General features: G+C 73.6%; 18 protein-coding genes. 13 read left to right on the top strand and 5 right to left on the bottom strand.

Annotated features, from left to right (window positions below; all coding sequences use genetic code 11):
* Positions 1-285 precede the first annotated feature (285 nt).
* The 12 genes from ACIO9K_RS27030 to ACIO9K_RS26975 all read left to right on the top strand — a co-directional run bounded on the left by ACIO9K_RS27030 (position 286) and on the right by ACIO9K_RS26975 (position 15620).
* Positions 286-1611, top strand: a complete 1326-nt coding sequence (locus ACIO9K_RS27030; RefSeq protein ID WP_400333783.1) for a DUF6271 family protein — start codon at positions 286-288, stop codon at positions 1609-1611.
* Entirely contained in the window at positions 1608-2111 is a 504-nt protein-coding gene (locus tag ACIO9K_RS27025; RefSeq protein ID WP_363585211.1) for a GNAT family N-acetyltransferase, read from the top strand. Before ACIO9K_RS27030 ends, ACIO9K_RS27025 begins: the two co-directional genes overlap by 4 nt.
* 109 nt (positions 2112-2220) lie before the next feature.
* Positions 2221-3234, top strand: a complete 1014-nt coding sequence (adhP, locus tag ACIO9K_RS27020; protein ID WP_363620936.1) for an alcohol dehydrogenase AdhP — start codon at positions 2221-2223, stop codon at positions 3232-3234.
* A 301-nt stretch (positions 3235-3535) separates the two neighbouring features.
* Complete coding sequence (locus tag ACIO9K_RS27015; protein ID WP_400333779.1) at positions 3536-4525, top strand: hypothetical protein; 990 nt, start codon at positions 3536-3538, stop codon at positions 4523-4525.
* A gap of 209 nt (positions 4526-4734) precedes the next feature.
* Positions 4735-6762, top strand: coding sequence for an AMP-binding protein (locus ACIO9K_RS27010; protein WP_400333776.1), 2028 nt, complete (start codon positions 4735-4737; stop codon positions 6760-6762).
* Positions 6759-9161, top strand: a complete 2403-nt coding sequence (locus tag ACIO9K_RS27005; RefSeq protein ID WP_400333773.1) for an FAD-dependent monooxygenase — start codon at positions 6759-6761, stop codon at positions 9159-9161. The genes ACIO9K_RS27010 and ACIO9K_RS27005 overlap by 4 nt, the downstream gene beginning before the upstream one ends.
* A 17-nt stretch (positions 9162-9178) precedes the next feature.
* Positions 9179-10150: a carbon-nitrogen hydrolase family protein gene (locus ACIO9K_RS27000; protein WP_400333770.1), complete on the top strand. Its 972-nt coding sequence runs from the start codon at positions 9179-9181 to the stop codon at positions 10148-10150.
* Positions 10147-11328 carry a cupin domain-containing protein gene (locus tag ACIO9K_RS26995; RefSeq protein WP_363620929.1) on the top strand — a complete coding sequence of 394 codons (1182 nt, stop codon included), beginning with the start codon at positions 10147-10149 and terminating at the stop codon, positions 11326-11328. The genes ACIO9K_RS27000 and ACIO9K_RS26995 overlap by 4 nt, the downstream gene beginning before the upstream one ends.
* Before the next feature lie 52 nt (positions 11329-11380).
* Positions 11381-12283: a fumarylacetoacetate hydrolase family protein gene (locus ACIO9K_RS26990; protein ID WP_363620927.1), complete on the top strand. Its 903-nt coding sequence runs from the start codon at positions 11381-11383 to the stop codon at positions 12281-12283.
* 48 nt (positions 12284-12331) lie between these two features.
* The gene (locus ACIO9K_RS26985) at positions 12332-13090 is read left to right on the top strand and encodes an Asp/Glu racemase (RefSeq protein WP_363620925.1); all 759 of its coding nucleotides are present in this window, start codon (positions 12332-12334) and stop codon (positions 13088-13090) included.
* Between the two features lie 53 nt (positions 13091-13143).
* Positions 13144-13998 (top strand): PaaX family transcriptional regulator C-terminal domain-containing protein, encoded by an 855-nt coding sequence (locus tag ACIO9K_RS26980; protein ID WP_363620923.1) that lies wholly within the window; start codon positions 13144-13146, stop codon positions 13996-13998.
* Positions 13995-15620, top strand: a complete 1626-nt coding sequence (locus ACIO9K_RS26975) for an amidohydrolase (protein ID WP_400333764.1) — start codon at positions 13995-13997, stop codon at positions 15618-15620. The genes ACIO9K_RS26980 and ACIO9K_RS26975 overlap by 4 nt, the downstream gene beginning before the upstream one ends.
* On the opposite strand, the gene ACIO9K_RS26970 is transcribed toward ACIO9K_RS26975, so the two are convergent.
* The 5 genes from ACIO9K_RS26970 to ACIO9K_RS26950 all read right to left on the bottom strand — a co-directional run bounded on the left by ACIO9K_RS26970 (position 15617) and on the right by ACIO9K_RS26950 (position 22289).
* Entirely contained in the window at positions 15617-16204 is a 588-nt protein-coding gene (locus ACIO9K_RS26970) for a hypothetical protein (RefSeq protein ID WP_400333761.1), read from the bottom strand. The genes ACIO9K_RS26975 and ACIO9K_RS26970 overlap by 4 nt on opposite strands.
* A gap of 81 nt (positions 16205-16285) precedes the next feature.
* The gene (locus ACIO9K_RS26965; protein ID WP_363620916.1) at positions 16286-18679 is read right to left on the bottom strand and encodes an excinuclease ABC subunit UvrA; all 2394 of its coding nucleotides are present in this window, start codon (positions 18677-18679) and stop codon (positions 16286-16288) included.
* A gap of 289 nt (positions 18680-18968) precedes the next feature.
* Entirely contained in the window at positions 18969-19868 is a 900-nt protein-coding gene (locus ACIO9K_RS26960; protein WP_400333896.1) for a carbohydrate ABC transporter permease, read from the bottom strand.
* 5 nt (positions 19869-19873) lie between these two features.
* Entirely contained in the window at positions 19874-20854 is a 981-nt protein-coding gene (locus tag ACIO9K_RS26955) for a carbohydrate ABC transporter permease (protein WP_063350256.1), read from the bottom strand.
* A 124-nt stretch (positions 20855-20978) separates the two neighbouring features.
* Positions 20979-22289, bottom strand: coding sequence for an extracellular solute-binding protein (locus tag ACIO9K_RS26950; RefSeq protein WP_363585231.1), 1311 nt, complete (start codon positions 22287-22289; stop codon positions 20979-20981).
* A 425-nt stretch (positions 22290-22714) separates the two neighbouring features.
* On the opposite strand from ACIO9K_RS26950, the gene ACIO9K_RS26945 reads away from it, so the two are divergent.
* Positions 22715-23608, top strand: coding sequence for an IclR family transcriptional regulator (locus tag ACIO9K_RS26945; RefSeq protein ID WP_079136066.1), 894 nt, complete (start codon positions 22715-22717; stop codon positions 23606-23608).
* Positions 23609-24119 lie beyond the last annotated feature (511 nt).

Below are 24119 nucleotides of genomic sequence, written 5' to 3'. Positions count from 1 at the left end.
TGAACCACCCGCGCTCGCGCGCCCGTTCGGATCTGTGACGGGAATTCGTCCTCGCGTACGGACCCGGAGGCCCGCGCCGCGTGCCGCCGGACCCGTGCTCCACCCTGCCCGGAAGGAAGCCCGAGAGCCTCCGGAAAGCCGTCGGGCGGGGGCGCATTCCACCCCGCCGCAGCCGCTCTGTCAATCGTTGACTTCGGAACTGGTCTAGTCCACGGTGGTGCGCGAAAAGCACTCATACCGTCATCACCGCCACGATTCTGACGAACCGACGGAGATTCCACCGTTATGCAACGAGTCTGCCTCGCCCTGCCCACCATGCGATCCTGCCCCGACACCATCGTGGAACTCGCCGAGGAGGCGGCCTACGCCGTCGCGAACTTCGACGTCGAGGTGCACCTCCTCATCCTCGACACCACCGACGCCGCCCAGTTCGCGGAGAACGCGGGCGCCGTGGCCGCCCTGGAGCCCACCCCCGGCGTGGTCGTCCACCACCTCGGCAACGCGCAGCAGCGGGAGTTCCTGCGCCGGGTGGCCGAGCGCTCCGGCGCCGCCGACCCGGAACTGCTGCTCGACATGATGCTCCCGCCGGCCGTCGCGTACGGCTCCTGCGTCAACCGGCTGTTCCTGGGCGCGGCCGCCCTGGGCTGCACCTCGGCGCACCTGCGCAACGACGACGCCGACTTCCAGGTCGTCGACGGTCGGAAGATCTTCCCGATCCACCACGAGCTGCTCTCGATCGGCCGACCGGCCGGCGAGGCGGCGGCCGACGTGACCCGCTCCGAGCTCGACCCGGCCGACGCGGACAAGCCGGTGATGCTGGTCAGCGGCTCCTTCATCGGCGAACTCAACGTGGACATCAGCGAGATCCACGAGTTGGACCCGGACATCTACCGCGACGTGGTGCGCCTGTGGACCCCGCCGGTGTGGCCGGAGGAGGACCGGGACGCGATGGTGGACGTCTCGTTCAAGGGCGCCGGCTCCGAGCCGTTCACCACCGACGAATCCGTCCTCGGCGTGCCCGACATCTGGGACGTCTACATGTGCAACATCGCGCTGGACCACCGGGCCTACGAGGTGCTGCCGCTGCTGCCCTCGGTCAAGACCATCGGCAGCGACTACGCCCTGCTGCACGCCATGGTCCACTCCCGGCTGCCCGGCGTCGTCCACAACCGCCACATCGTCAACTACTACACGCCCGAACGCCGCATCGGCGCCGGCTTCATCTCCTACCAGATGCGGTTCGTCAAGTTCCTGCTGTCGATGCTGTACCTGTACCCGGTCTACGGCGGGATGATCGACCTCGGCCGCGGGCTGCTGGACGAGCGGCACGGGCTGAAGGTCGAGCCGATCCTCGACCTGGTGCGGGGCAGCGTCGACTGGGACCGGGCCGGGAACGAGTACTGCCTGGACGTCCTGGACCGCTCCTACCGCAAGCTGGGCGGCAAGTACGCCGAACTCGCGGACGCGGTGGCCGAGCAGCGCCAGCAGCTCCTGGACGAGGCGCAGGAGGACGCCGAGCGCTGGGCGGTGCTGATGGGAGCGTGGGCGTCGCTGGTGGCCGCCTCCCGCGCGGAGGGGCTCGGCACCGCCTCGGAGGTTGCGGCCGGGTGAGCGAGGACCTCCGGATCCGGCTCCTGGCCGAGGGCGACTGGGACGCCGTGGTCGCCCTGGAGCACGACGCCTACGCGGCCGACGGCCTGTCGGAGGGCCGGGAGGCGCTGCAGTCCCGCGCCCTCGCCTCGCCGCGGACCTGCTTCGTGCTGGAGCAGGACGGCGCCGTCCGCGGCTACCTGCTGAGCCTGCCGTACCCACCGCTGCGCTGCCCGGACCTCGACCGGCCGGAGGAGGCGGTGTTCGCGTCGGACAACCTGCACGTGCACGACCTGGTGATCGCCGAGGACCTGCGCGGCCGGGACGTCGCACTGGGGTTCATCCGGCACTTCCGGGAGCAGGCGTCCGAGCAGGGCTTCGAGCGGATCTCCATGGTCGCGGTCCGCGGCACCGACATCCTGCTGCGGCTGCTCGGCTACCGCGCCCACCGCGAGGTGACGGTGCCGTCCTGCTACGGCAAGCGCGCCGTCTACATGTCGATGCCGGTGGCAGCCGGCTGACCTTCACTCGTCCGGAGTAGTCCGGGCTGCGGCACTCACCCCGTCGAGTGATGCTGCTGACGGCTGTGCCCAGCCGCCAGCAGCATCACCACCGACCGAGGGAGAGCGCATGAAGGCCGCCGTCGTCCACGACTTCACCGCGCCGCTGGTCATCGAGGACCGCCCCGTCCCCGAGCCCGCGCCGCACCAGGTCAGGGTCAGGATCGAGGCGTCCGGCCTCTGCCACACCGACATCCACGCCGCCCACGGCGACTGGCCGGTCAAGCCGAGCCCGCCGTTCGTGCCCGGCCACGAGGGCGTGGGGATCGTCGAGGCGGTCGGCGGGGAGGTGCGCAACGTGCGGGTCGGCGAACGGGTCGCCATCCCCTGGCTGGCCGACGCCTGCGGGCGCTGCGACCAGTGCGTCTCCGGCTGGGAGACGCTCTGCCTCCAGCAGCACAACAGCGGCTACTCGGTGGACGGCGCCTACGCCGAGTACGCGCTGGCGCACGGCGACTACGTGGTGCCCGTCCCCGACGGCCTCGACCCGCTCGACGCCGCGCCGCTGTCCTGCGCGGGCGTCACCACCTACAAGGCGCTCAAGGTCTCCGGCGCCCGCCCGGGCACCCGGGTCCTGGTCTCCGGCATCGGCGGGCTCGGCCACCTCGCACTCCAGTACGCGCGGATCTTCGGCGCCGAGACCATCGCGGTCGACGTCACCGACGACAAGCTCGCCCTGGCCCGCGAACTCGGCGCCGACCACGTCCTCGACGCGCGCACCCAGGACGTCGCGGCGGAGGTCCAGCGGCTCGGCGGCGCCCACGCGGCCATCGCCCTCGCCGTCAGCAACGCCTCCTTCCAGGCCGCTTACGGTGCGCTGCGGCGCGGCGGCACGCTCGTGCTGGTGGCGCTCCCGGCCGGCGGGAAGCTCGAACTGCCGGTGTTCGAGACCGTGTTGAACGGCACCAGGGTGATCGGCTCGATCGTCGGCACCCGCCAGGACCTCGCCGAGGTCTTCCGGCTGCACGCCCTCGGCCGCACCCGCGTCATCCTTGAGCCCCGCCGCTTGGAGGAGGTGAACGCCTGCTTCGACGAGGTGCTGGGCGGCAAGGTCTCCGCCCGGCTGGTCTTCGACCTGCGCTGAGCGGCCTGCACTGAGCGGCCTGCGCTGAACCCGGCCCCGGCCGAACGGGTGCGCCCACCGGTCAGCCGCGCCCGCCGGTTCGCCGCGCCCGGCATCCGTCCGTCCCCCGTCGGGGCGCGGCTCGCGGCCGATCCGCCCCCTTGACCGGCCCGTTCGGGCACCAGAGGCCCCGCGGGTCACGCCCGCCCCACCCCCGTCCGGGCCCGGTTGCAGTTCCGTCTCCGTTCCGTCCGGCGGGGGCCCCGCGCCGCCCGGTCCGGGATCGTGGGGGCAACGACTCGTTGGGCGGGGGGGAGTTGCCGTGGGGGACGGCCAGGAGTTGGTGCCCGTGGTGGTGGGCGTGCTGGTGCGGGCGGCCGAGGGGGTGTCGGGCGGCCCGGGGCGGTCGGTGGCGGATCTGGTGCGGGTGCGGCTGCGGGCGACGCCGGAGGGCGCCCGGGCCGTGGACGCGGTCGAGGCGAACCCGGGGGACGCCCGGGCGCGGGCCGGGCTGACCGCCGCCGTCGGCGAACTGCTCACCACGGACCCGGCGTTCGCGCGGTACCTGGCCACCACCGAGCTCGGCCGGCCCGCCGACCCGCCGACCGTCCACCTCCGGGTCGATCCGGCCGTCGCCGGGGCCCAGGCCCGGGCCGCCCGGATCGGCGCCGCCCCCGTCCTCGTCACGCTGGCGCTGATCGTGGTCGCCGCCCTGGTCGCCGTCGGGATCAACCTGGGCTCGCGCCCGCTGCTGCGGCCGGGCGGGCCCGACCTGGCCCACGCCGGGCGGACGCTGCGCGACCCGGCCCAGGTGCAGGGCGTGCTACCCGACCTGCGGGCCATGCCGGGCGGCTGGCAGGTGGAGAGCGGCCCGCAGTCGGGAGCGGGCCCGGGCCAGGACGTGCCCTGCCTGCTCCCGGACGCCTGTGACCAGCAACTCGCGTACGCCACCGTGACGTTCCGCGCCGTGACCACGCACAGCGCACAGTTCACCGTGGTCACCTTCGCCTCCGCCGACGCCGCCGGCCGGGCCTTCGACGCGATGCTCGCCCACGTCGGCGGCGCCGACGCGGCCGCCGCCGTCCCCCTCCCCCCGATCGGCGACCAGCGCGCCGCCCGGACGCACGGCGCGGAAGGGGCGGAGGCCCTGGTGCGGGTCGGCACCACGCTGCTGTACGTCCGCGATTCGGGCCCGGGCTCCGACGCCGCCACTCCGGTGCTGGCCCTGTTCGCCCGCCTGCTGGCCGAGCGCGCCCAGCAGGCCGAGGACGGCCGCGAGCCCGACGCCGCCGCCCAGGGGGCCACCGCCTGACCCGGCCGCCCGCAGCCCCTGCTTGAACGCGCCGCACCCCGACCGGACCGGTCGCCGGGTGCGGCTGCCGTTGCGCCGGGACACGGGTGGGGCCACCGGTGAGGCCGCGAGGGGCCCGCTCCCCCGAATGCGTGTATCGCTCTCTTGACTGGCGTCACCAACACGCCATACTGGCCTCACTCCCCGCTCGCACGATGAGGTGCCCGCCCATGGAGCTATCCCCCTCCGCGCACGTGGACACGTTCTGCCGCGACCATCTCCCGCCCTTCGACCAGTGGCCCGAACTCCGCTTCGACATACCGGAGTTGTCCTATCCGGACCGGCTGAACTGCGCCCAGGCGCTGCTCGACGGAACGATCGCCCGGTACGGCCCCGACCGCCGCTGCCTGCTCACCCCGACCGACCAGTGGACCTACGGCGAACTGCGCGACCACGCCGACCGGGTGGCCCGGCTGCTGACCGAGGACCTCGGCCTGGCCACCGGCAACCGGGTGCTGCTCCGCGGCCCCAACACCCCCTGGCTGGTGGCCTGCTGGCTCGGCGTCCTGAAGGCCGGCGGCGTCGCCGTCAGCACCATGCCGCTGCTGCGGGCCACCGAACTGACCGGACTGCACCGGATCGCCCGGCCCGCCATCGCCCTGTGCGACCACCGCTACCTGGACGACCTCGCCCGGGCCGAGACACCCGGCCTGCGGGTGCTCGCCTTCGGCGGGCCCGGCCCCCAGGACCTGACCGCCCGCTGCGCCGCCAAGAGCGGCGGCTTCACCGCCGTGCCCACCGCCGCCGACGACGTCGCGCTGATCGCCTTCACCTCCGGAACCACCGGACGGCCCAAGGCCACCCTGCACTTCCACCGCGACGTGCTCGCCAACGCCGACACCTTCTCCCGCCACCTCCTGCGCCCCACCCCCGACGACCTGTTCGCCGGCACCCCGCCGCTCGCCTTCACCTTCGGACTCGGCGGCCTGGTGGTCTTCCCGCTGCGCGCCGGCGCCGCCAGCCTCCTGCTGGAGCAGGCCACCCCCGAGCAGCTCGCCGAGCAGGTCCACCGGCACCGGGTCGGCGTGCTGTTCACCGCGCCGACCGCCTACCGGGCGATCCTGGCCGCCGGGCTCGCCGACCGCCTGTCCGGCGTACGGCGCTGCGTCTCGGCCGGCGAGCACCTGCCCGCCACCCTCTGGGAGGCCTTCCACGCGGCCACCGGGCAGCGGCTGATCGACGGCATCGGCGCCACCGAGCTGCTGCACGTGTTCATCTCCGCCGCCGACGGCGACATCCGCCCCGGCGCGACCGGCCGCCCCGTCCCCGGCTACCGGGCCGCCGTCCTCGACGAGCAGGGCCGACCGGTGCCGGACGGCGTGCCCGGCCTGCTCGCCGTCAAGGGCCCGACCGGCTGCCGCTACCTGGACGACGAGCGCCAGCGCGACTACGTCCGCAACGGCTGGAACCTCACCGGCGACACCTACGTCCGCGACCGGGACGGCTACTTCTGGTACCAGGCGCGCAACGACGACATGATCGTCTCGGCCGGCTACAACATCGCCGGCCCCGAGGTCGAGCAGGCCCTCGCCGCCCACCCCGACGTCGCCGACTGCGCGGTGGTCGGGGCGCCGGACGAACGGCGCGGCACCGTGGTGAAGGCCTACGTGGTGCTGCGCGAGGGCGCGCCCGCCGGGCCGGAGCAGGTGCGGAGCCTCCAGGAGCACGTCAAACGAACCATCGCCCCGTACAAGTACCCGCGCGCGGTCGAGTTCGTCACCCGGCTGCCGCGCACCGCCACCGGCAAGCTGCACCGCGCCGAGCTGCGCCGGCTGGCCGCGACCGCCCCGGCCAGCGTGGCGATCGAGCGGCGGGTCGAGTGGTCCGACACCGACGCGGCCGGGCACTACCACTTCTCGGCCGTCCAGCGCTGGGCCGAGGCCGCGGAGGCGGCGCTGCTGCGCCGGCTGGGCCTGGCCGAGCTGTTCGGGCGGATCCCGCGGGTGCACTTCGAGGCCGACTACCGCGAGCGGCTCTGGTTCGGCGACCTGGTCCGCACCGAGCTGCGGGTGGTCCGGGTCGGCGGCTCCTCGCTGCACTACGCCTTCGAGGTGCACGGCCCGCACGGCCTGGCCGCGTCCGGGCGGATGTCGGTGGTGCACGCCGCGCCGAACGCCAAGGGCGCCGAACCCTGGCCCGCGCCGGTGCGCCGCGCGCTGGCCGAGGCCGGACCGCAACAGCCGGAGGTGGTGCGGTGACCACCCCGGCCCGCAGCAGCACCGCCGCCCGCACCACCGCGGCCCGCCGCATCGCGGTGATCGGCGCCGGTCCGGGCGGGCTCTACTTCGCCGCGCTCGCCAAACGGCTGGCACCGCACCGGGAGATCACCGTCTTCGAACGCGACGGCCGGGAGGACGAGTTCGGCTTCGGCGTGGTGTTCTCCGACGAGACGCTGGACGGCATCGCCCAGGCCGACCCGGAGGTCTTCGCCGCGATCGGCGCCGAGTTCGCCCGCTGGAGCGACATCGACGTGCACTACGCGGGCGAGGTCCGCACCTGCGGCGGGCACGGCTTCGCGGCACTCGACCGCAACCGGCTGCGCGCGATCCTGCAACAGCGCTGCGAGCAGCTCGCGGTGGACGTGCGCTACCGCACCCCCGCCCCTCCGGTCGACCGGCTCGCCGCCGAGTACGACCTGGTGGTCGCCGCCGACGGCATCCACTCGGGCACCCGCGCGGCCTACGCCGACACCTTCCGACCCGACCTGGACGAGCGGCACTGCCGCTACATCTGGCTCGCCACCGACAAGGTCTTCGAGGCCTTCACCTTCATCGTCGAGCGGTTCGACTTCGGCACCCTCCAGGTGCACGCCTACCCGTACAGCGCGACCCGTTCCACCTTCATCGTGGAGATCGCCGAAGACGCCTGGCGCCGCGCCGGGTTCGCCGCCCTCGCCGCCCTCGCCGCCCGGGAGCCGGCCCGCGGCGCGAGCGACGAGGCGAGCGTGCGGCGCTGCGCGGACCTGCTCGCCGGGCACCTGGACGGCCACCGGCTGATCCCGAACGCCTCCCGCTGGATCCGCTTCACCACCGTGCGCAACGCCCGCTGGCGCCACCGCAACGTGGTGCTGCTCGGCGACGCGGCGCACTCCGCGCACTTCTCGATCGGCTCGGGCACCAAGCTCGCCCTGGAGGACGCCCTCGCGCTCGCCGCGAGCCTGCACGAACAGCCGGCGCTGGAGCAGGCGTTGGCCGCCTACGAGGCGGAGCGGCGCCCGGTGGTGGAGTCCACCCAGCGAGCGGCGCAGGCGAGCCTGGAGTGGTTCGAGACGGTGGAGCGGCGCAGCGCGCAGGGCGCCGACCGGTTCGCGTTCAACCTGCTCACCCGCAGCCGCCGGGTCACCTACGGCAACCTGCGGGCCCGCGACCCCGACTTCGTCGACGCGGTGGACGCCGCCGCCGGCGGCCCGCCCGGTGTGCCGCCGATGTTCCGGCCGCTGAAGCTCGGCGCCCTGGAGCTGCGCAACCGCGTCGTGGTGCCCCCGCTCGCCACCTTCACCTCCACCGACACCCTGCCCAGCGGCTTCGACCGGGCCCAGCTGACCGCGCACGCGCTCGGCGGCGCCGGGCTGGTCCTCGCCGGGATGGCCGCCGTCAGCCCCGGGGGGCGGGCCACCGACCGCTGCCCGGGGCTGTGGAACGACCGCCAGGAGGCGGCCTGGCGCGAACTCGTCGACGCCGTCCGCGCGGTGAGCGACACCCCGGTCGGCCTCCAGCTGACCCACGCCGGCCGCCGGGGCGCCACCGCCGCACCCGGCCCGGACGGGATCGGGCGCCCACTCGCCGACGGCTGGCCGCTGCTCGCCGCCTCCCCGCTCCCCTGGGGCCCGGACAGCCCTCCCCCGCACGCGGCCACCGCCGCCCAACTGGCCACCGTCGTCGCGGACTTCGCCGAGTCGGCGGAACGCGCGGCACGGGCCGGATTCGACGCGCTGGAGCTGCAGTTCGGCCACGGCCACCTGCTCTCCGGCTTCCTCTCACCGCTGACCAACCACCGCACCGACCGCTACGGCGGCCGGCTCGCGCACCGGCTGCGGCTGCCGCTGGAGGTGCTGGCGGCCGTCCGCGCGGCCTGGCCGGCCGGGCGGCCGCTGCTGGTGCGGATCTCGGCCTGCGACTGGGCGCCCGGCGGCACCACCGCACCGGAGGCCGTCACGATCGGCCGCGCGCTGGCCGACGGCGGGGCGGACGCGGTGGACGTGTCCACCGGCGAGGTGGTCGCCCACCAGCGGCCGCCGTACGGACGCGGGTACCAGACCCCGTTCGCCGAGCTGATCCGCGCCGCCACCGGCCTGCCGACCATCGCGGTCGGCGCGATCTCCGGGCACGACGACGCCAACTCCGTGCTCCTGGCCGGGCGGGCCGACCTGGTCGCGATCGGGCGGGCCCAGCTGTACGACCCGCTCTGGACGCTGCACGCCGCCGCCGAGCAGGGCTACACCGGGCCGGGCGCGCACTGGCCCGGCCCCTGGTCGGCGGGCAGCCGCAGACCACCGGGCCCGAACGCCGACCGGGTCGCACCGCGCCTGCACCTGCTCGCCGAGCCCGCCACGCCGGTGCACCGCCGCTGGCCGCCGCCCACCCCCGAACCGCGCTGAGCAGCCGAGGAGGAACCATGCCCGACCTGCCCCGCTTCACCGCCGCGGCCGTCCAGGCCGCCCCCGTCTACCTGGACCCGGCCGCCACCGTCGACAAGGCCGTCGCCCTGATCCACGAGGCGGCCGGCCACGGCGCCGCCCTGGTGGTCTTCCCCGAGGTCTTCGTCCCCGGCTACCCGTACTGGAACTGGACGATGAACCCGGTGCAGGGCTCGCCCTGGTACGAGCGCCTCTACCGCGCCGCCGTCGACGTCCCCGGCCCGTACGTCGACACGCTGCGCGCCGCCGCCCGGCAGGCCGGCGTGGTGCTGGTGATCGGCGTCAACGAACGCGGCCGGCACAGCCTCGGGGTGCTCCACAACACCCTGCTGATCATCGGCGCGGACGGAGAACTCCTCGCCGTGCACCGCAAGTTGGTGCCGACCTGGGCCGAGAAGCTGACCTGGACGCCCGGCGACGGCAGCTCCCTGCGGGTGCACCGCACGGCCGTCGGCCCGCTCGGCGTGCTCGCCTGCGGCGAGAACACCAACACCCTGGCCCGCTTCACCCTGCTGGCCCAGGGCGAACTCGTCCACGCCGCCAGCTACATCGCCCTGCCGGTGGCCCCCGAGGACTACGACATGGCGGAGGCGATCGCGCTGCGCGCCGCCGCGCACTGCTTCGAGGGCAAGCTGTTCACCGTGGTCTCCTGCTCCACCATCTCGCCCGAGATGGTGGACCTGATCGCCGGCGACGACCACCAGGTGCGCAAGCAACTCGCCCGCCCGCGCAGCGCGTTGTCCGGCGTCTTCGGCCCCGACGGACGCCCGGTGGGCGAGCCGCTGGTGGACGAGGAGGGCATCGTCTACGCCGAGATCGACCTCGGCCGGTGCATCCAGCCCAAGCAGATGCACGACATCGTCGGCCACTACAACCGCTTCGACGTCTTCCGGCTGCACGTGGACAACCGCCCACTGCGGCCGCTGGTGTTCCCGGAGGAGCAGGCATGACCAGCCACGACGGCACGACCGACCGCCACGGCACCACCGACCCCCACGGCACCGCCGACCAGGGGCGCACGGCCGACCACGACGACGACCAGCCCGGCCGCGCCAGGGTCACCGACAGCCCCGAACTCACCGCCTACTACGAGGAACTGGCCGAGCACGAGGCCGGCGCCCTGTGGACGGTGGCGAACGAGATCGAGCCCTGGTACCCGCAGCCCAAGTCGGTGCCGGTGCTCTGGCGCTACGCCGACCTGCGCCCGCTGGTCCGCAAGGCGCTGCCGCTGGTCAAGGCCGACGACGCCGGCCGCCGGGTGGTGATGCTGGTCAACCCCGGGCGCCGCGAACTGAGCGCCGCCGTCGGCCTGCTGTACACCGGCCTCCAGATCATGGGCCCCGGCGAGGCGATGACCGCGCACCGCCACCAGGCCGCCGCCCTGCGCTTCGTCCACGAGGGCACCGGCGCCTGGACGGTCGTGGACGGCCAGAAGCTCAGGGTCGGCCCGCGCGACTTCGCCATCACGCCCAACAACTCCTGGCACGAGCACGGCAACGAGTCCGACGACGCCCCGGTGATCTGGCAGGACGGCCTGGACATCCCGCTGGTCAACATGCTCGACGCGAACTTCTACGAGGTCCACCCGGAGCTGTACCAGCGGCCCGGCCCGGTGGTGAACTCCTCGCTGCTGAGCTACGGCGGCAACCTCCTCCCGTACGGCGTCGAGACCTGGAGCAGGCCCTACTCCCCCCTGCTCGGCTGGCCCTGGGAGCCGAGCTACCACGCGCTGTGCCGACTCGCCCGCGCCACCGGGGGATCGCCGTACGACGGCGTCATCATGGAGTACACCAACCCGGTCACCGGCGGCCCGGTGATGCCGACCATGGCCGCCCACCTGCAACTGCTGCGCCCCGGCCAGGCCACCCGCGCCCACCGCCACACCGGCTCGGTGGTCTACACGGCGGCCAAGGGGCGCGGCGTCTCGGTGATCGCCGGGCGGCGCTTCGAGTGGCAGCAGGGCGACGTCTTCGTCGTCCCGTCCTGGGCCTGGCACGAGCACGCGAACCTCGACCCCGGCGAGGACGCCTGCCTGTTCTCCTTCAACGACTTCCCGGTGATGCACTCGCTCGGCCTCTACCGCGAGGAGGCCCACCCGGCGCACGACGGGCACCAGGGCCCGGCCTGACCCACCGGACACGCCCCCCACCACCGCCCGGCAACCCCGAGGAGCCCCGACCATGCACCTGTTGACCTACTGCGCGGACGGCGACGAGACCCCGCGCCTCGGCGCCCGGCTCGGCGACCAGGTCGCCGACCTGACCGCCCTCGCCACCGCCGCCGGCGCCCGGCTGCCCGACGGCCTGCTCGACCTGGTCCGGGCCGGCGAGGCCGCGCTGGCCACCGCCCGCACGCTGCTGGCCCACGCCGGGCCCGGCCACCCCGCCGTCCGCCCGCTCGCCGAGGTCTCGCTGCGCGCGCCCCTGCGGCCCGGCAAGATCGTCGGCGTCGGCCTCAACTACGTGGAGCACGTCGCCGAATCGCACCGCACCCTGGACACCGATCGCGAACTGCCCGACCGGCCGGTGCTGTTCAGCAAGCCCGCGACCGCCGTCACCGGCCCGGGCCAGCCCATCCGGCACAACGCCGACCTGACCAAGCAGCTCGACTGGGAGTGCGAACTCGCCGTGGTGATCGGCGAACCGGCCTTCCGGGTGGCCGAGCGGGATGCCTGGCGGCACGTCTTCGGCTACAGCATCGTCAACGACGTCAGCGCCCGCGACCAGCGCCGCTCCGGGCAGTGGTTCTTCTCCAAAGGGCAGGACAGCTACGCGCCGTTCGGCCCGGTCGTGGTCACGGCCGACGAGATCCCCGACCCGCAGGACCTCGACCTCTCACTCAGGGTCAACGGCGAACTGCGGCAGGACTCCAACACCCGCCACATGCTGTTCGGCATCGCCCGCCTGATCGCCGACATCTCCTCCGGCGTCACCCTCGAACCGGGCGACGTGATCGCCACCGGCTCCCCGTCCGGCGTCGGCGCCGGCCTGGTGCCGCCGCAGTTCCTCCAGCCCGGCGACCTGGTCGAGGCCACCATCGAGCGGATCGGCACCCTCGCCAACCCGGTGGTCGACGCCCGCTGAGCGGAGCACCCCACCCCGGCCAGCTCCCGAGAGGAGCCCCAGCACCCCATGACCACCTACCGGATCGGCCAGATCGTCCCCAGCTCCAACGTCACCATGGAGACCGAGGTCCCCGCCCTGCTGCGGGCCCGCGAGGCGGTCGCGCCCGAGCGGTTCACCTTCCACTCCAGCCGGATGCGGATGACCAGGGTCACCCCCGAGCAACTGCGCGCCATGGACGCCGAGTCCGACCGCTGCGCGGCCGAACTCTCCGACGCCCGGGTCGACGTGCTCGGCTACGCCTGCCTGGTCGCCGTGATGGCCACCGGCCCCGGCTACCACCGCGAGGCCGAACAGCGCCTGCACCGGCGCACCGCCGAGAACGGCTCCCCCGCCCCCGTGGTCACCAGCGCGGGCGCCCTGGTGACCGGCCTGCACACGCTCGGCGCCAAGAAGGTCGCCCTCGTCACCCCGTACCTGCGGCCGCTGGCCCGGACCGTGGTCGACTACCTGGCCCACGAGGGCATCGAGGTGCTCGACTACGCGGCCCTGGAGATCCCCGACAACCTCGACGTGGCCGCCCACGACCCGGCGCGGCTCCCCGCCATCGCCCGGCGTCTCGCCCACGCCGAGGCCGACGCGGTGGTGCTCTCGGCCTGCGTGCAGCTGCCCTCGCTGTCCGCCGTCGAGGAAGCCGAACAGCAGCTCGGCAAGCCGGTCGTCTCGGCGGCGATCTGCACCGCCCACCAACTGCTGCGCGCCCTCGGCCTGCCGGCCGTCGCCCCCGGCGCCGGGCACCTGCTCTCCGGCGCCTACGCCCAGGCCTGACGCCGGGCTCCCACCGCTATGATCACCACGAGCTGCCGGGGAGGAGGCGCACCATGTCGGAGAGCACGACCCGGCCCAGCTCGCTCATCCACACCGTGTACGGCGAGTTCGTGCGCCGCCTCGGCGGCTGGATCTCGATCGCCGACCTGATCGCGCTGATGGCCGAACTCGACGTCGACGGCCCGGCGGTGCGCTCGGCCATCTCCCGGCTGAAGAAGGCCCGCACCCTGTTCCAGGAGCGCCGCGACGGCACCGGCTACCGGCTCGCCCCGGCGATGGGCCCGGTCTTCGAGGAGGGCGACCGCCGGATCTTCCACAGCCTGGAGCCCGCCGAACTCGCCGACGGCTGGGTGGTCGCGGTCTTCTCGGTGCCCGAGTCCGAGCGCGCCCACCGCCACCAGCTGCGCTCCCGGCTGAGCTGGCTCGGCTTCGGCAACGCCGCCCCCGGCGTCTGGCTGGCGCCCGCCCGGCTGCTGCCGGACGCCCGGCGGCTGCTGGAGCGCCTCGGGCTGAGCGCCTACGTGCACCTGTTCCTGTCCGCCGAGTACGCGGGCTTCGCCGAACTGCGCACCGCGGTGGCCGGCTGGTGGGACTTCCCGGCGATCGAGGCGCAGTACGCGGCCTTCGACGACGCCTGGCGCCCGGTCGCCGCCGAACTGCGCGGCCGGCCGCGGGTCGACCCGGTCGAGGCGTTCCGCGACTACGTCCCGATGCTCACCCAGTGGCGCCGGCTGCCCTACCTGGACCCGGGCCTGCCCGAACCGCTGCTGCCCGCCGACTGGAACGCCGTCGCCGCGCGGGCCGTCTTCACCGAGCTGCACGCGCTGCTCGCCGAGCCCAGCCTGCGGCACGTCGAGAAGGTCACCGGCCTGTCGGCCGGCGCCCCACCCCACCAGGAGCCGCGATGACCGACCCCGCCCCCGCCGACCTCCTCGTCCGCGCCGCCGCCGTCCACACCCTCGTCCCCGGCCGGCCGCCACAGCGGGCGATCGCCGTCACCGGGGCACGGATCACCGCCCTGTCCCCCGACCCGCACGGCCTGGACGACCTGGTCGGACCGGCCACCGAGGTCCTGGACGCCCCCGCCGCGACGGTGCTGCCCGCCTTCGACGACACCCACACCCACCTGATCCTGGCCGGCCACAGCGTCCACGGCGTCCCCGTCCACCGGGCGCGCGACCTCGCCGCGTTCCTCGGCCTGATCCGCGAACGCGCCGCCCGCACCCCGCCCGGCCAGTGGATCCACACCACCGTCAACTGGCAGGAGGTGCTGCTCGCCGAGCAGCGGCTGCCCACCACCGCGGAACTGGACGAGGCCACCGCCGACCACCCCGTCCTGGTCCGCCGCGGCGCCTACAACATGGTGCTCAACTCGGCCGCGCTGCGCCTCGCCGGCATCACCGCCGACACCCCCGACCCGCCCGGCGGCCTGCTCGAACGCGACGACCGGGGGCGACTCACCGGGCGGCTGGTCAACAAGGCGGTCGAACTGGTCGAGCGGGTGCTGCCGCGCCCCGCGCTCGCCGAACGGGTGGCCGGCCTGCGCGCCGCCTCCGCCGACTACGCCGCCACCGGCATCGGCACCGTCCGCGACTGCCTCGTCCCGGTCGAGGACCTCGACGTGCTGCTCGCGGCCCGGGCCGCCGGCGCGCTCGCCGTCCGGGTCCGGGCGCTGGTCTCCGGCTTCGCCGCCCGCGCCCCCGAGCAGGTCGACGAGCTGCTGGACCGGATGGACGCCTGGCGCGCCGCCGGCGAGGACGACGATCTGCTGCGGCTGTGGGGGGTGAAGTTCGGCATCGACGGCGGCTTCGAGGCCGGCGCGCTGGAGGAGCCGTACCAGGACCGGCCCTGCTACCACGGCCGGCTGCTCTGGGAGCCGAAGGAGCTGGTCGCGGCCGTCGACCGGGTGGTCGGGCGCGGCTGGCGGGTCGGCGTGCACGCCTGGGGCGACCGCGGCCTGCGCACCCTGCTGGACGTCTTCGAGAAGGTGCTCGGCCGGCGCCCCGGCCTGCCGCCCGGCACGCTGGTGGTCGAGCACGGCGGACTGGCCCGGGCCGACCAGCGGGCCCGGGCGATCGCGCTCGGCATCCCCGTCACCGTGCAGCACCCGCTGCTGCACGACGGCGCGCTCGCCCAGCAGCGGGCCTGGGGCGAGGAGCGGACCGCCGGGATCTTCCCGCTGCGCGAATGGCTCGACGAGGGCGCGTTGCTGGCCGCCGGCTCGGACTTCCCGGTCGGCCCGTACGGCGCGATGGTGTCGGTGTGGGGCATGACGACCCGCCGGACCACCGCCGGGGTGGTGGGGCCCGAGCACGCCGTCGACCGGGCCGAGGCGGTCGCGCTGCACACCGTCCACGCGGCCCGGCTGATGGGCGAGAGCCCCGAACGCGGCAGCCTGCGGCCGGGGGCGCTGGCCGATCTGACGGTGTGGCCGGTCGATCCGCTGAGCTGCCCGGTGGACGTGCTGCGCGAGCTGCGGCCCGAGCGCACGGTCGTCGGCGGGCGGACCGTCCACCCGGCCCAGGCCTAAGGACCGTCCGGCCGGACCTCCTGGAGCAGCCCCCAGGTGAAGTCGGCGGTGCACCGGCGCGCCCGCCCGTCGGCGTCCGGGGCGGTGAAGTCGAGCTGGAAGCGGGTCGGCGCGCTGCCCTCGCGCGGCCGGGCGGGCGGGAACGCGGCGCCCAGGTCGGCGACCACGCAGCTCCACGGCGCGAGGTCGGCGAGGGTGCGCAGCCCGGGCGCCGGGGCGTCCGGTCCGCGCACCAGCCACTCGTTCAGCAGCGGCCGCCCTGCCTGCGCCGGACCGAGCAGGCTCTCGAAGCGCAGCTCCGGCCAGAGCGGCAGCGCCCACTGCCGCGCGGTGCAGGCGAGGTCCCCGATCCGGCGCGGCACCACCGCCTGCGGCGGGCCGAGGACGGCGGCGCAGCGGTCGGCGCCGCGCGGGAACCGGGGCGAGCGGACCATCGCCTGCCAGCGCTTGTTCGCCTCCCGCATGGCGGCCCGGGTCGCGCAGAGCCGCCGCACGGCCTGCTCGACCGGTTCCGGGTTGAAGTCGGCCATCCGGCGCAGCAGCACGAGCTGGAACTCGGTGGCCCCGAAGCCGTGGATCGCCATGGCAGCAGGGTAGTGCCCGGGGCGTGGCACCGCCCTGCCGCCGAAGGGTTCGACCGCCGAAGGGGTCGACCGCCGGGGCCGTCAGCCCCCGACGTAGGCCGCCAGGTGCTCGCCGGTGAGGGTGGAGCGGGCGGCGATCAGGTCGGCGGGCGTGCCCTCGAAGACGATCCGGCCGCCGTCGTGGCCGGCGCCCGGGCCGAGGTCGATGATCCAGTCGGCGTGCGCCATCACCGCCTGGTGGTGCTCGATGACGATGACCGACTTGCCGGAGTCCACCAGCCGGTCGAGCAGCCCGAGCAACTGCTCGACGTCGGCGAGGTGCAGGCCGGTGGTCGGCTCGTCGAGGACGTAGACGCCGCCCTTCTCGGCCATGTGGGTGGCCAGCTTGAGCCGCTGCCGCTCGCCGCCGGACAGCGTGGTGAGCGGCTGGCCGAGGCTGAGGTAGCCGAGCCCGACGTCGGCGAGGTTGGCGAGGATGCGGTGCGCGGCCGGGATGCGCGCCTCGCCGGTGCCGAAGAACTCCTCGGCCTCGGTCACCGGCATCGCGAGCACCTCGCTGATGTCGCGGCCGCCGAGGTGGTACTCCAGCACCGAGGCCTGGTAGCGCTTGCCCTCGCACTCCTCGCAGGTGCTGGCCACGCCGGCCATCATCGCCAGGTCGGTGAAGACCACCCCGGCGCCGTTGCAGTTGGGGCAGGCGCCCTCGGAGTTGGCGCTGAACAGGGCCGGCTTGACGCCGTTGGCCTTCGCGAAGGCCTTGCGGATCGGCTCCAGCAGTCCGGTGTACGTCGCCGGGTTGCTGCGCCGGGAGCCGCGGATGGCGCCCTGGTCGACGGACACCACGCCCGCGCCCGTGGGGATCGAGCCGTGCACCAGCGAGCTCTTCCCGGAGCCGGCGACGCCGGTGATCACGGTCAGCACCCCGAGCGGGATGTCGACGTCGACGTCGCGCAGGTTGTTCGCCGTCGCGCCGCGGATCTCCAGGGTGCCGTTCGGCTCGCGCACCGCCTTGCGGACGGCGGCCCGGTCGTCGAAGTGGCGGCCGGTGACGGTGCCGCTGGACCGCAGCCCCTCGACGGTGCCCTCGAAGCAGACCGAGCCGCCCGCCGTCCCGGCGCCGGGGCCGAGGTCGACGACGTGGTCGGCGATCGCGATGGTCTCCGGCTTGTGCTCCACGACCAGCACCGTGTTGCCCTTGTCCCGCAGCCGCAGCAGGAGTTCGTTCATCCGCTGGATGTCGTGCGGGTGCAGGCCGGTGGTGGGCTCGTCGAAGACGTACGTGACGTCGGTGAGCGCCGAGCCGAGGTGCCGGATCATCTTGACCCGCTGCGCCTCGCCGCCGGACAGCGTGCCGGAGGGCCGGTCGAGCGAGAGGTAGCCCAGCCCGATCTCCACGAACGAGTCGAGGGTGTGCCGCAGGGTCCCGAGCAGCGGCGCCACGGCCGGCTCGTCGAGGTCGCGGACCCAGGCGGCCAGGTCGCTGATCTGCATCGCGCAGGCGTCGGCGATGCTGGTCCCGCCGATCAGCGACGACCGGGCCGCCTCGCTGAGCCGGGTGCCCCCGCAGTCGGGGCAGGCGGTGAAGGTGACCGCCCGGTCGACGAACGCCCGGATGTGCGGCTGCAGCGCGTCCCGGTCCTTGGTGAGCATCGACTTCTGGATCTTCGGGATCAGCCCCTCGTAGGTGAGGTTGACCCCGTTGACCTTGACCTTGGTCGGCTCGCGGTGGAGGAAGTCCTGCATCTCCTTCTTGGTGTACTTGCGGATCGGCTTGTCCGGGTCGAGGAAGCCCGAGTTCGCGTAGATCCCCACCGTCCACCAGCTGTCGGTCTTCCAGCCGGGGATGGTGATCGCGCCCTCGGAGATCGACTTGGTGTCGTCGAAGAGCTGGGTCAGGTCGATGTCGGAGACGCTGCCGCGGCCCTCGCAGCGCGGACACATGCCGCCGGTGATGCTGAAGCTGCGCCGCTCCTTGACGGTCTTCCCGCCGCGTTCGACGGTGACGGCGCCCGCCCCGCTGATCGAGGGGACGTTGAAGGAGAACGCCTTGGGCGAGCCGATGTGCGGCTGCCCGAGCCGGCTGAAGAGGATCCGCAGCATCGCGTTGGCGTCGGTGGCGGTGCCGACCGTGGAGCGGGGGTCCGCGCCCATCCGCTGCTGGTCGACGATGATCGCGGTGGTCAGCCCCTCCAGCACGTCGACCTCGGGCCGCGCCTGGGTCGGCATGAAGCCCTGGACGAAGGCGCTGTAGGTCTCGTTGATCAGCCGCTGCGACTCGGCGGCGATCGTGTCGAACACCAGGGAGCTCTTGCCGGAGCCGGAGACACCGGTGAACACCGTCAGCCGCCGCTTCGGGAGCTCGACGCTGACGTCCTTGAGGTTGTTCTCGCGCGCACCGTGCACGCGGATCAGGTCGTGACTGTCGGCACCGGGTGCCGCCGGCGGCTGCGCGGCCGTCCTCGTGGGCTTGCTCATCGTCTTCCCCATCTGTGCGGCGGAGCCGCCGTCGCGGTGGCTGATCGTCGGCCGCCGCACCGGGGAGGGGAGCCCCGTCCACCGGTGCCGGCCAGGCATGGCGGAAGCCTAACCGCCGTCCCGAGGACGGCCCGGCGCCGGTGGGCCCGCGGATCGGCGTCCGGTACCGGCCGCACGGCGTGGCACGATCGCAGGGCGGCCGGACGGGGGGAGCCCGCCCGACCGCCCCGGTCGGCCTCAGTCCTTCACCACGCTGGCCGGCGTCAGTCCTTCACCGCGCCCGCCGGCGTCAGTCCTTCACCGCGCCCGCCAGCCCGGACACCAGCTTGCGCTGGACCGCGATGAAGAAGATCAGCACCGGCACCGTCATCAGCGTCGACGCCGCCATGATGCCGCCCCAGTCGTTCTCGTCCGGCTTGAAGAAGACCAGCAGCGCGGACGGCAGGGTCTGGTTCTGGGTGGCGCTGATGATGAAGGTCTTCGCGAAGACGAAGTCGTTCCACGCGGCGATGAAGGAGAACACGCTGGTCGCGGCGAGGCCCGGGGCCACCAGCGGCAGCAGGATCCGCCACAGGATGCGGGTGCGGCTGGCGCCGTCGATCTGCGCGGCCTCCTCGATCGACACCGGGACGGCCGCGACGAAGCCGCGCATCATCCAGATGCCGAACGGCAGCGAGAACGCCAACTGCACCAGGATCAGCGAGGCGAGGGTGTTCAGCCCGATGCCCGGCGCGAACCGGCCGGCGTCGCGGAACATGAAGAACAGCGGGATGGTGAGCGCCTCGACCGGGATCATCTGGGCGATCAGGAACATCACCATGATGGTGGTGCGGAACCTGAACCGGAACCTGGTCACGGCCACCGCCGCCAGGAACACCACGACGGCCGAGAGCACCACCACCGACACCGCGATCACCAGGCTGTTCACGAAGTACCGGCCGAAGCCGTCCACGCTGAGCACCTGGCGGAAGCTCTCCAGCGTGGGGTGCGCCGTCCAGGGCTTCGGGTCCAGCGACCGCACCTCGCCCTTGGGCTTGAACGCGGACAGCACCATCCAGAAGATCGGGAAGGCGGTGACCACGGCCAGCACGATCGCGCCGGTGTTGGCGGCGAGCCGCCAACGGCCGCGGGTGTTGCGGGTGGTGCGGCTCCGGGCGGTGCCGGTCCGGGAGTCCCGGACGGGGTTCAGGGCGCTCACAGTTCGTTCCCCGTCCGTCGCAGGGTGCGGATGTAGAGGACCGTCGGGATCACCAGGATCAGCAGCATGATCACACCGATCGCCGCGCCGAGCCCGTACTGCGAGGAGGCGAACGCCTTCTGGTACGCGTACACGTTGAGCACCAGGTTCTGGCCGGCGATGCCGCCGCCCTCGGTCATCACGTAGATCTGGGTGAAGACCTTGAAGTCCCAGATCACCGACTGGATCACCACGATGGTCAGGATCGGCCGCAGCATCGGCGCGGTGATCCGGCGGAAGGTCGTCCAGGTGTTGGCGCCGTCCAGGGCGGCGGCCTCCATGATCTCCTCCGGGATCGCCCGGATCCCCGCGTAGAGGGTGACCATCACGAAGGGGAAGGAGTGCCACACCACGACGGCACCGACGATCAGGAACGCCGTCCACTTGTCGTAGAACCAGTTGAACTCGTGGAAGCCGGTGAGCCCGAGCTTCACCAGCGTGTGGTTGACCAGGCCGAGGTTGGTGTCGAACAGGAAGCTCCACACCGTCGAACCGGTCATCGCCGGAGCCGCCCAGGCCGCCATCGCGGCGGTGGTCAGCACCAGCCGGGGCCACCGCCCGACCTTGGTCAGCAGGACGGCGAGGGTCGCGCCGACGGCCAGGGTGGCGACCACGCAGAACGCGGCGAAACCGACCGTCTGCAGCAGCACCGACCAGAACTGGCCGTCGCTCAGGATCTTCGAGTAGTTGCCGAAGCCGACGAAGGAGGTCGGGGCGCCCCCGGAGGCCTGGGCCTGCCCGAAGTCCAGCACGGACAGCAGGCCCAGCTGGTAGATCGGGTAGGCGACCAGCGGGATCAGGATGACCGCGGCCGGCAGGAGCAGCAGCAGCGGGGGCCGGCGGCGCCGGCCGCCCGAGGGTGCGGCCGGCGCCGTGCCCCCACGGCGCCCGCGCGGGGAAGGCGGCGCCGTCGGGGCGGTCGTGGTGGATGCGGACACGTGCGGGACCTGCTCTCTTCCGCGGACCAGGAGGTCGGTGCGGGACCAGGAGGTGGTACGGAACCAGGGGTTGGTACGGGGGTTGGAGGCGGGGCCGGGGTCGGAGGCGGGTGCGCGGCCGCCGTCAGTGCGCGGCGAAGGCCGAGGTGATCTGGTTCGCGGCGTCGCCCGAGGCCTTCGCCACGTCCGCCTTGCCGGTGACCACCTGCTGCAGCATGGTCGGGATCACCGCCTGGGCGTCGATCTGCGCCCACGCCTGGTCGAGCGGGACGAACCTGGTGCCGGCCGCGATGGTGTCGGTGAACGGCTTCAGGAAGGCGTCCTTGGCGGCGACCTTGCCGCTGACGGACTTGAGCGTCGGCAGGTTGCCCATCGCGTCGTACATCTGCTCCTGGTACGCCGGGCCCGCCAGCAGTTCGGCGAATTCGAGGGCGAGCGTGCGGTGCTTGGCCGCCTTCATCACGCCGAGGTTGTTGCCGCCCGCGAACGCCGGGGCGATCGAGCCGGCCTTCTCCCCGGGCAGCGGCACCACGCCGTACTTGCCCTTCACCGGGCCCCCGTCGACCTTGCTTCGGCTGGAGTTGGGCAGGATCGCCATCGCCGACTTGCCGGCCGCGAACAGGTCGACGGTCTTGCCGCCGGTGAGGTCGGCGCACTGCTGGGCGGGGCAGCCGTCAGCGCCGAAGAGATCGGTGTAGCGCTTGATCCCGGCCTGCGAGGCGGGCGAGTTGATGGCCGCCTTGTACGCGGAACCGTCCTTGGCGGCGATGTCGCCGCCCGCGTCCCAGACGAACGGCAGCGCCCCGAAGGTGTACTTGCCGCCGACGGCGATGCCGAAGGTGTCGGGGTTCGCGGCGTGGATCTTCTGGGTGGCGGTGACAAGTTCGGCGTACGAGGTCGGCGGGGTCAGCCCGGCCTCGGTGAACAGGTCGCTGCGGTAGTAGAGCGCGCGCACGGCGACCCACCAGGGCAGGCCGTACGTCTTGCCGTCCACCACGGCGGTCTTGACGATCGCCGGGTCGAGGTCGCCCTTGTCCTGCCACTTGTCGAGGTCGGCGCCGATCTCGGCGAGGCCACCGGCCGCGACGTAGCCGGGGAGGTCGGTGTTGCCGAACTCGACCAGGTCCGGGGCGCTGCCCGGGTCGTTGAAGGCGCCCTTCATCTTGGCCGCGCGGGCGGAGGCGTCGGTGTCGATGTAGCTGACCTTGACGGTGACGCCCTGGTGGGAGGCCTGGAACTCGCTCACCGCCTTGCCGACCACGGCCTCCTTGGCCGCGTTGCCCGCCTCGTTGTACAGCCAGACCTGGAGGGTGCCGGTCCGGTCGTCGGCCGCCTTGTCGCCGGCCGGCGCGGCGGTGCCCGGCGCGCAGGCGGTCGCGGCGAGGCAGCTGGCGGCGAGCACGGCGGCCGCGGCAGTCCGTCTGATGAGTCGCATGGGTGGAGAACCTCCCCTCCCGACAGTTGCCGCCGAGACGTGCGCCGCTGGGGACGGGTACGTCGAAGCAGGCCCTGACCGGGGCCGATGGTGGGTGTGGGTGGAGGACGGCCCGGACGCGTTGGGGGGCGTCCCGGGCAGGCCGGTACGGGGGTACGGCAGGGCGGACCGTTCGGGTGGGGCGGCGTCGCCTGCTCGATGGCAGGGACGTTAAGCGCGGGCGATCGGCGCCAACAAGAGGGGGTTCGGGAAGTTTTGCACTGCACAACGTTGTGTCGAAGAAGCGGCGTTGCGGACGCGAACGGGTACCTTCTGACAACCGCCGCCGTCGAGCGGGGGAACACCGGCAGCACGCGGCGGCAGCACACAGCTGCAGTACACGGCAGTGGCACTCGACAGCGGAACGAGACAGGGACGGACCACCCATGACGGAGACGGGGCCCGACGCGGAGACCGAGCGGCCCGCGGGCACGGCGGCCGACAGACCCACCGGCGCTGCGGCCGAACGGCCCTCGGGCGCGGCCGCCGGGCGCAAACCCGCGACCGAGCGCAACCAGTCGTCCTCGCTGCGCCGCGCGCTCGCCGTCCTCGGCCACGTCCGCGACCACAGCGACGGGCGCGGCGTCCCGCTCGCCCAACTCGCCGAAGCGCTCGGCCTCAACAAGAGCACCGTGCTGCGGCTCGCGGGCCCGCTGCTCGACGAGCACCTCCTCGACCGCGACCGCGAGACCGGCTGGTTCCGGCTCGGCCACGGCTCACTGCGCCTCGGCCAGGCCTACCTCTCCACCCTCGACCTGCGCAGCGTCGCCGCCGAACACCTGCGCCGACTCCAGCGCGAGGCCGGCGAGACCGTCCACCTGACCGTCTGGCAGGCCCCCGGAATCGTCTACCTGGACAAGGTCGAGGACGAGACCAACGTCCGCATGGCCTCCCGCGTCGGCAGCCGCGCCCCCGCCTACTGCACCGCCACCGGAAAGGCCATCCTCGCCTGGCTGCCCGACGAGGCCGTCACCGAGGTCGTCGCCGCGGGCCTGCGCCCGGTCACCGCCTGGACCATCTCCGACGAGACCCGGCTGCGCGCCGACCTCGCCCGGATCCGCGCCCGCGGCTACTCCATCGACGACCGCGAGAACGAACCCGAGGTCCGTTGCGTCGCCGCACCGATCTTCGACCACGCCGGCGAGGTCACCGCCGCCCTGTCGGTCTCCGGCCTGACCTCCCGCATGACCGCCGCCCGCGTCCGCGCCCTCGGCCCCGTCGTCGCCCAGGCCGGACTGCGGATCTCCCGCGAACTCGGTTCCGACCGCCAACCGTCCTGAGCCCCGGCCCGGCCCAGGCCGGGGCTTCCGGGCTTCCGGGCTTCCGGGCTTCCGGGCTTCCGGCCGGGGCTATTCCGAGGGCAGCAGGACCCGCTGCTCCACCGGGGAGGAGAGGATCACCGACGTCGTCGTCCGGCCGAGCACGGAGATCGCCTCCCCAAAAGCAAACAAGGCCCGGCACCTTTAGAAAGGCACCGGACCTCATCCGACAATTGGAGCGCCAGGCCCGGATCGCACGGACTCTTCCTACTGAAAGTAGGACGTGCTCTGGTAGCACCACTGACGCCTGACGAGGAATCATCCCCCTCGCGACACCCAGAACAATACCAGCCCCACACCCACACACCGAACCCCAACCAACCCACACCCCAAAAGCAAACAAGGCCCGGCACCTTTAGAAAGGCACCGGACCCCGTCCGACAATTGGAGCGCCAGGCCCGGATCGCACGGACTCTTCCTACTGAAAGTAGGACGTGCTCTGGTAGCACCACTGACGCCTGACGAGGAATCA

It is taken from the genome of Kitasatospora sp. NPDC087271, from assembly GCF_044744605.1.
GTDB lineage: Bacteria > Actinomycetota > Actinomycetes > Streptomycetales > Streptomycetaceae > Kitasatospora.
Note: the sequence above shows the minus strand (reverse complement) of the source record. Positions and strands in the feature narration are given on the sequence as shown.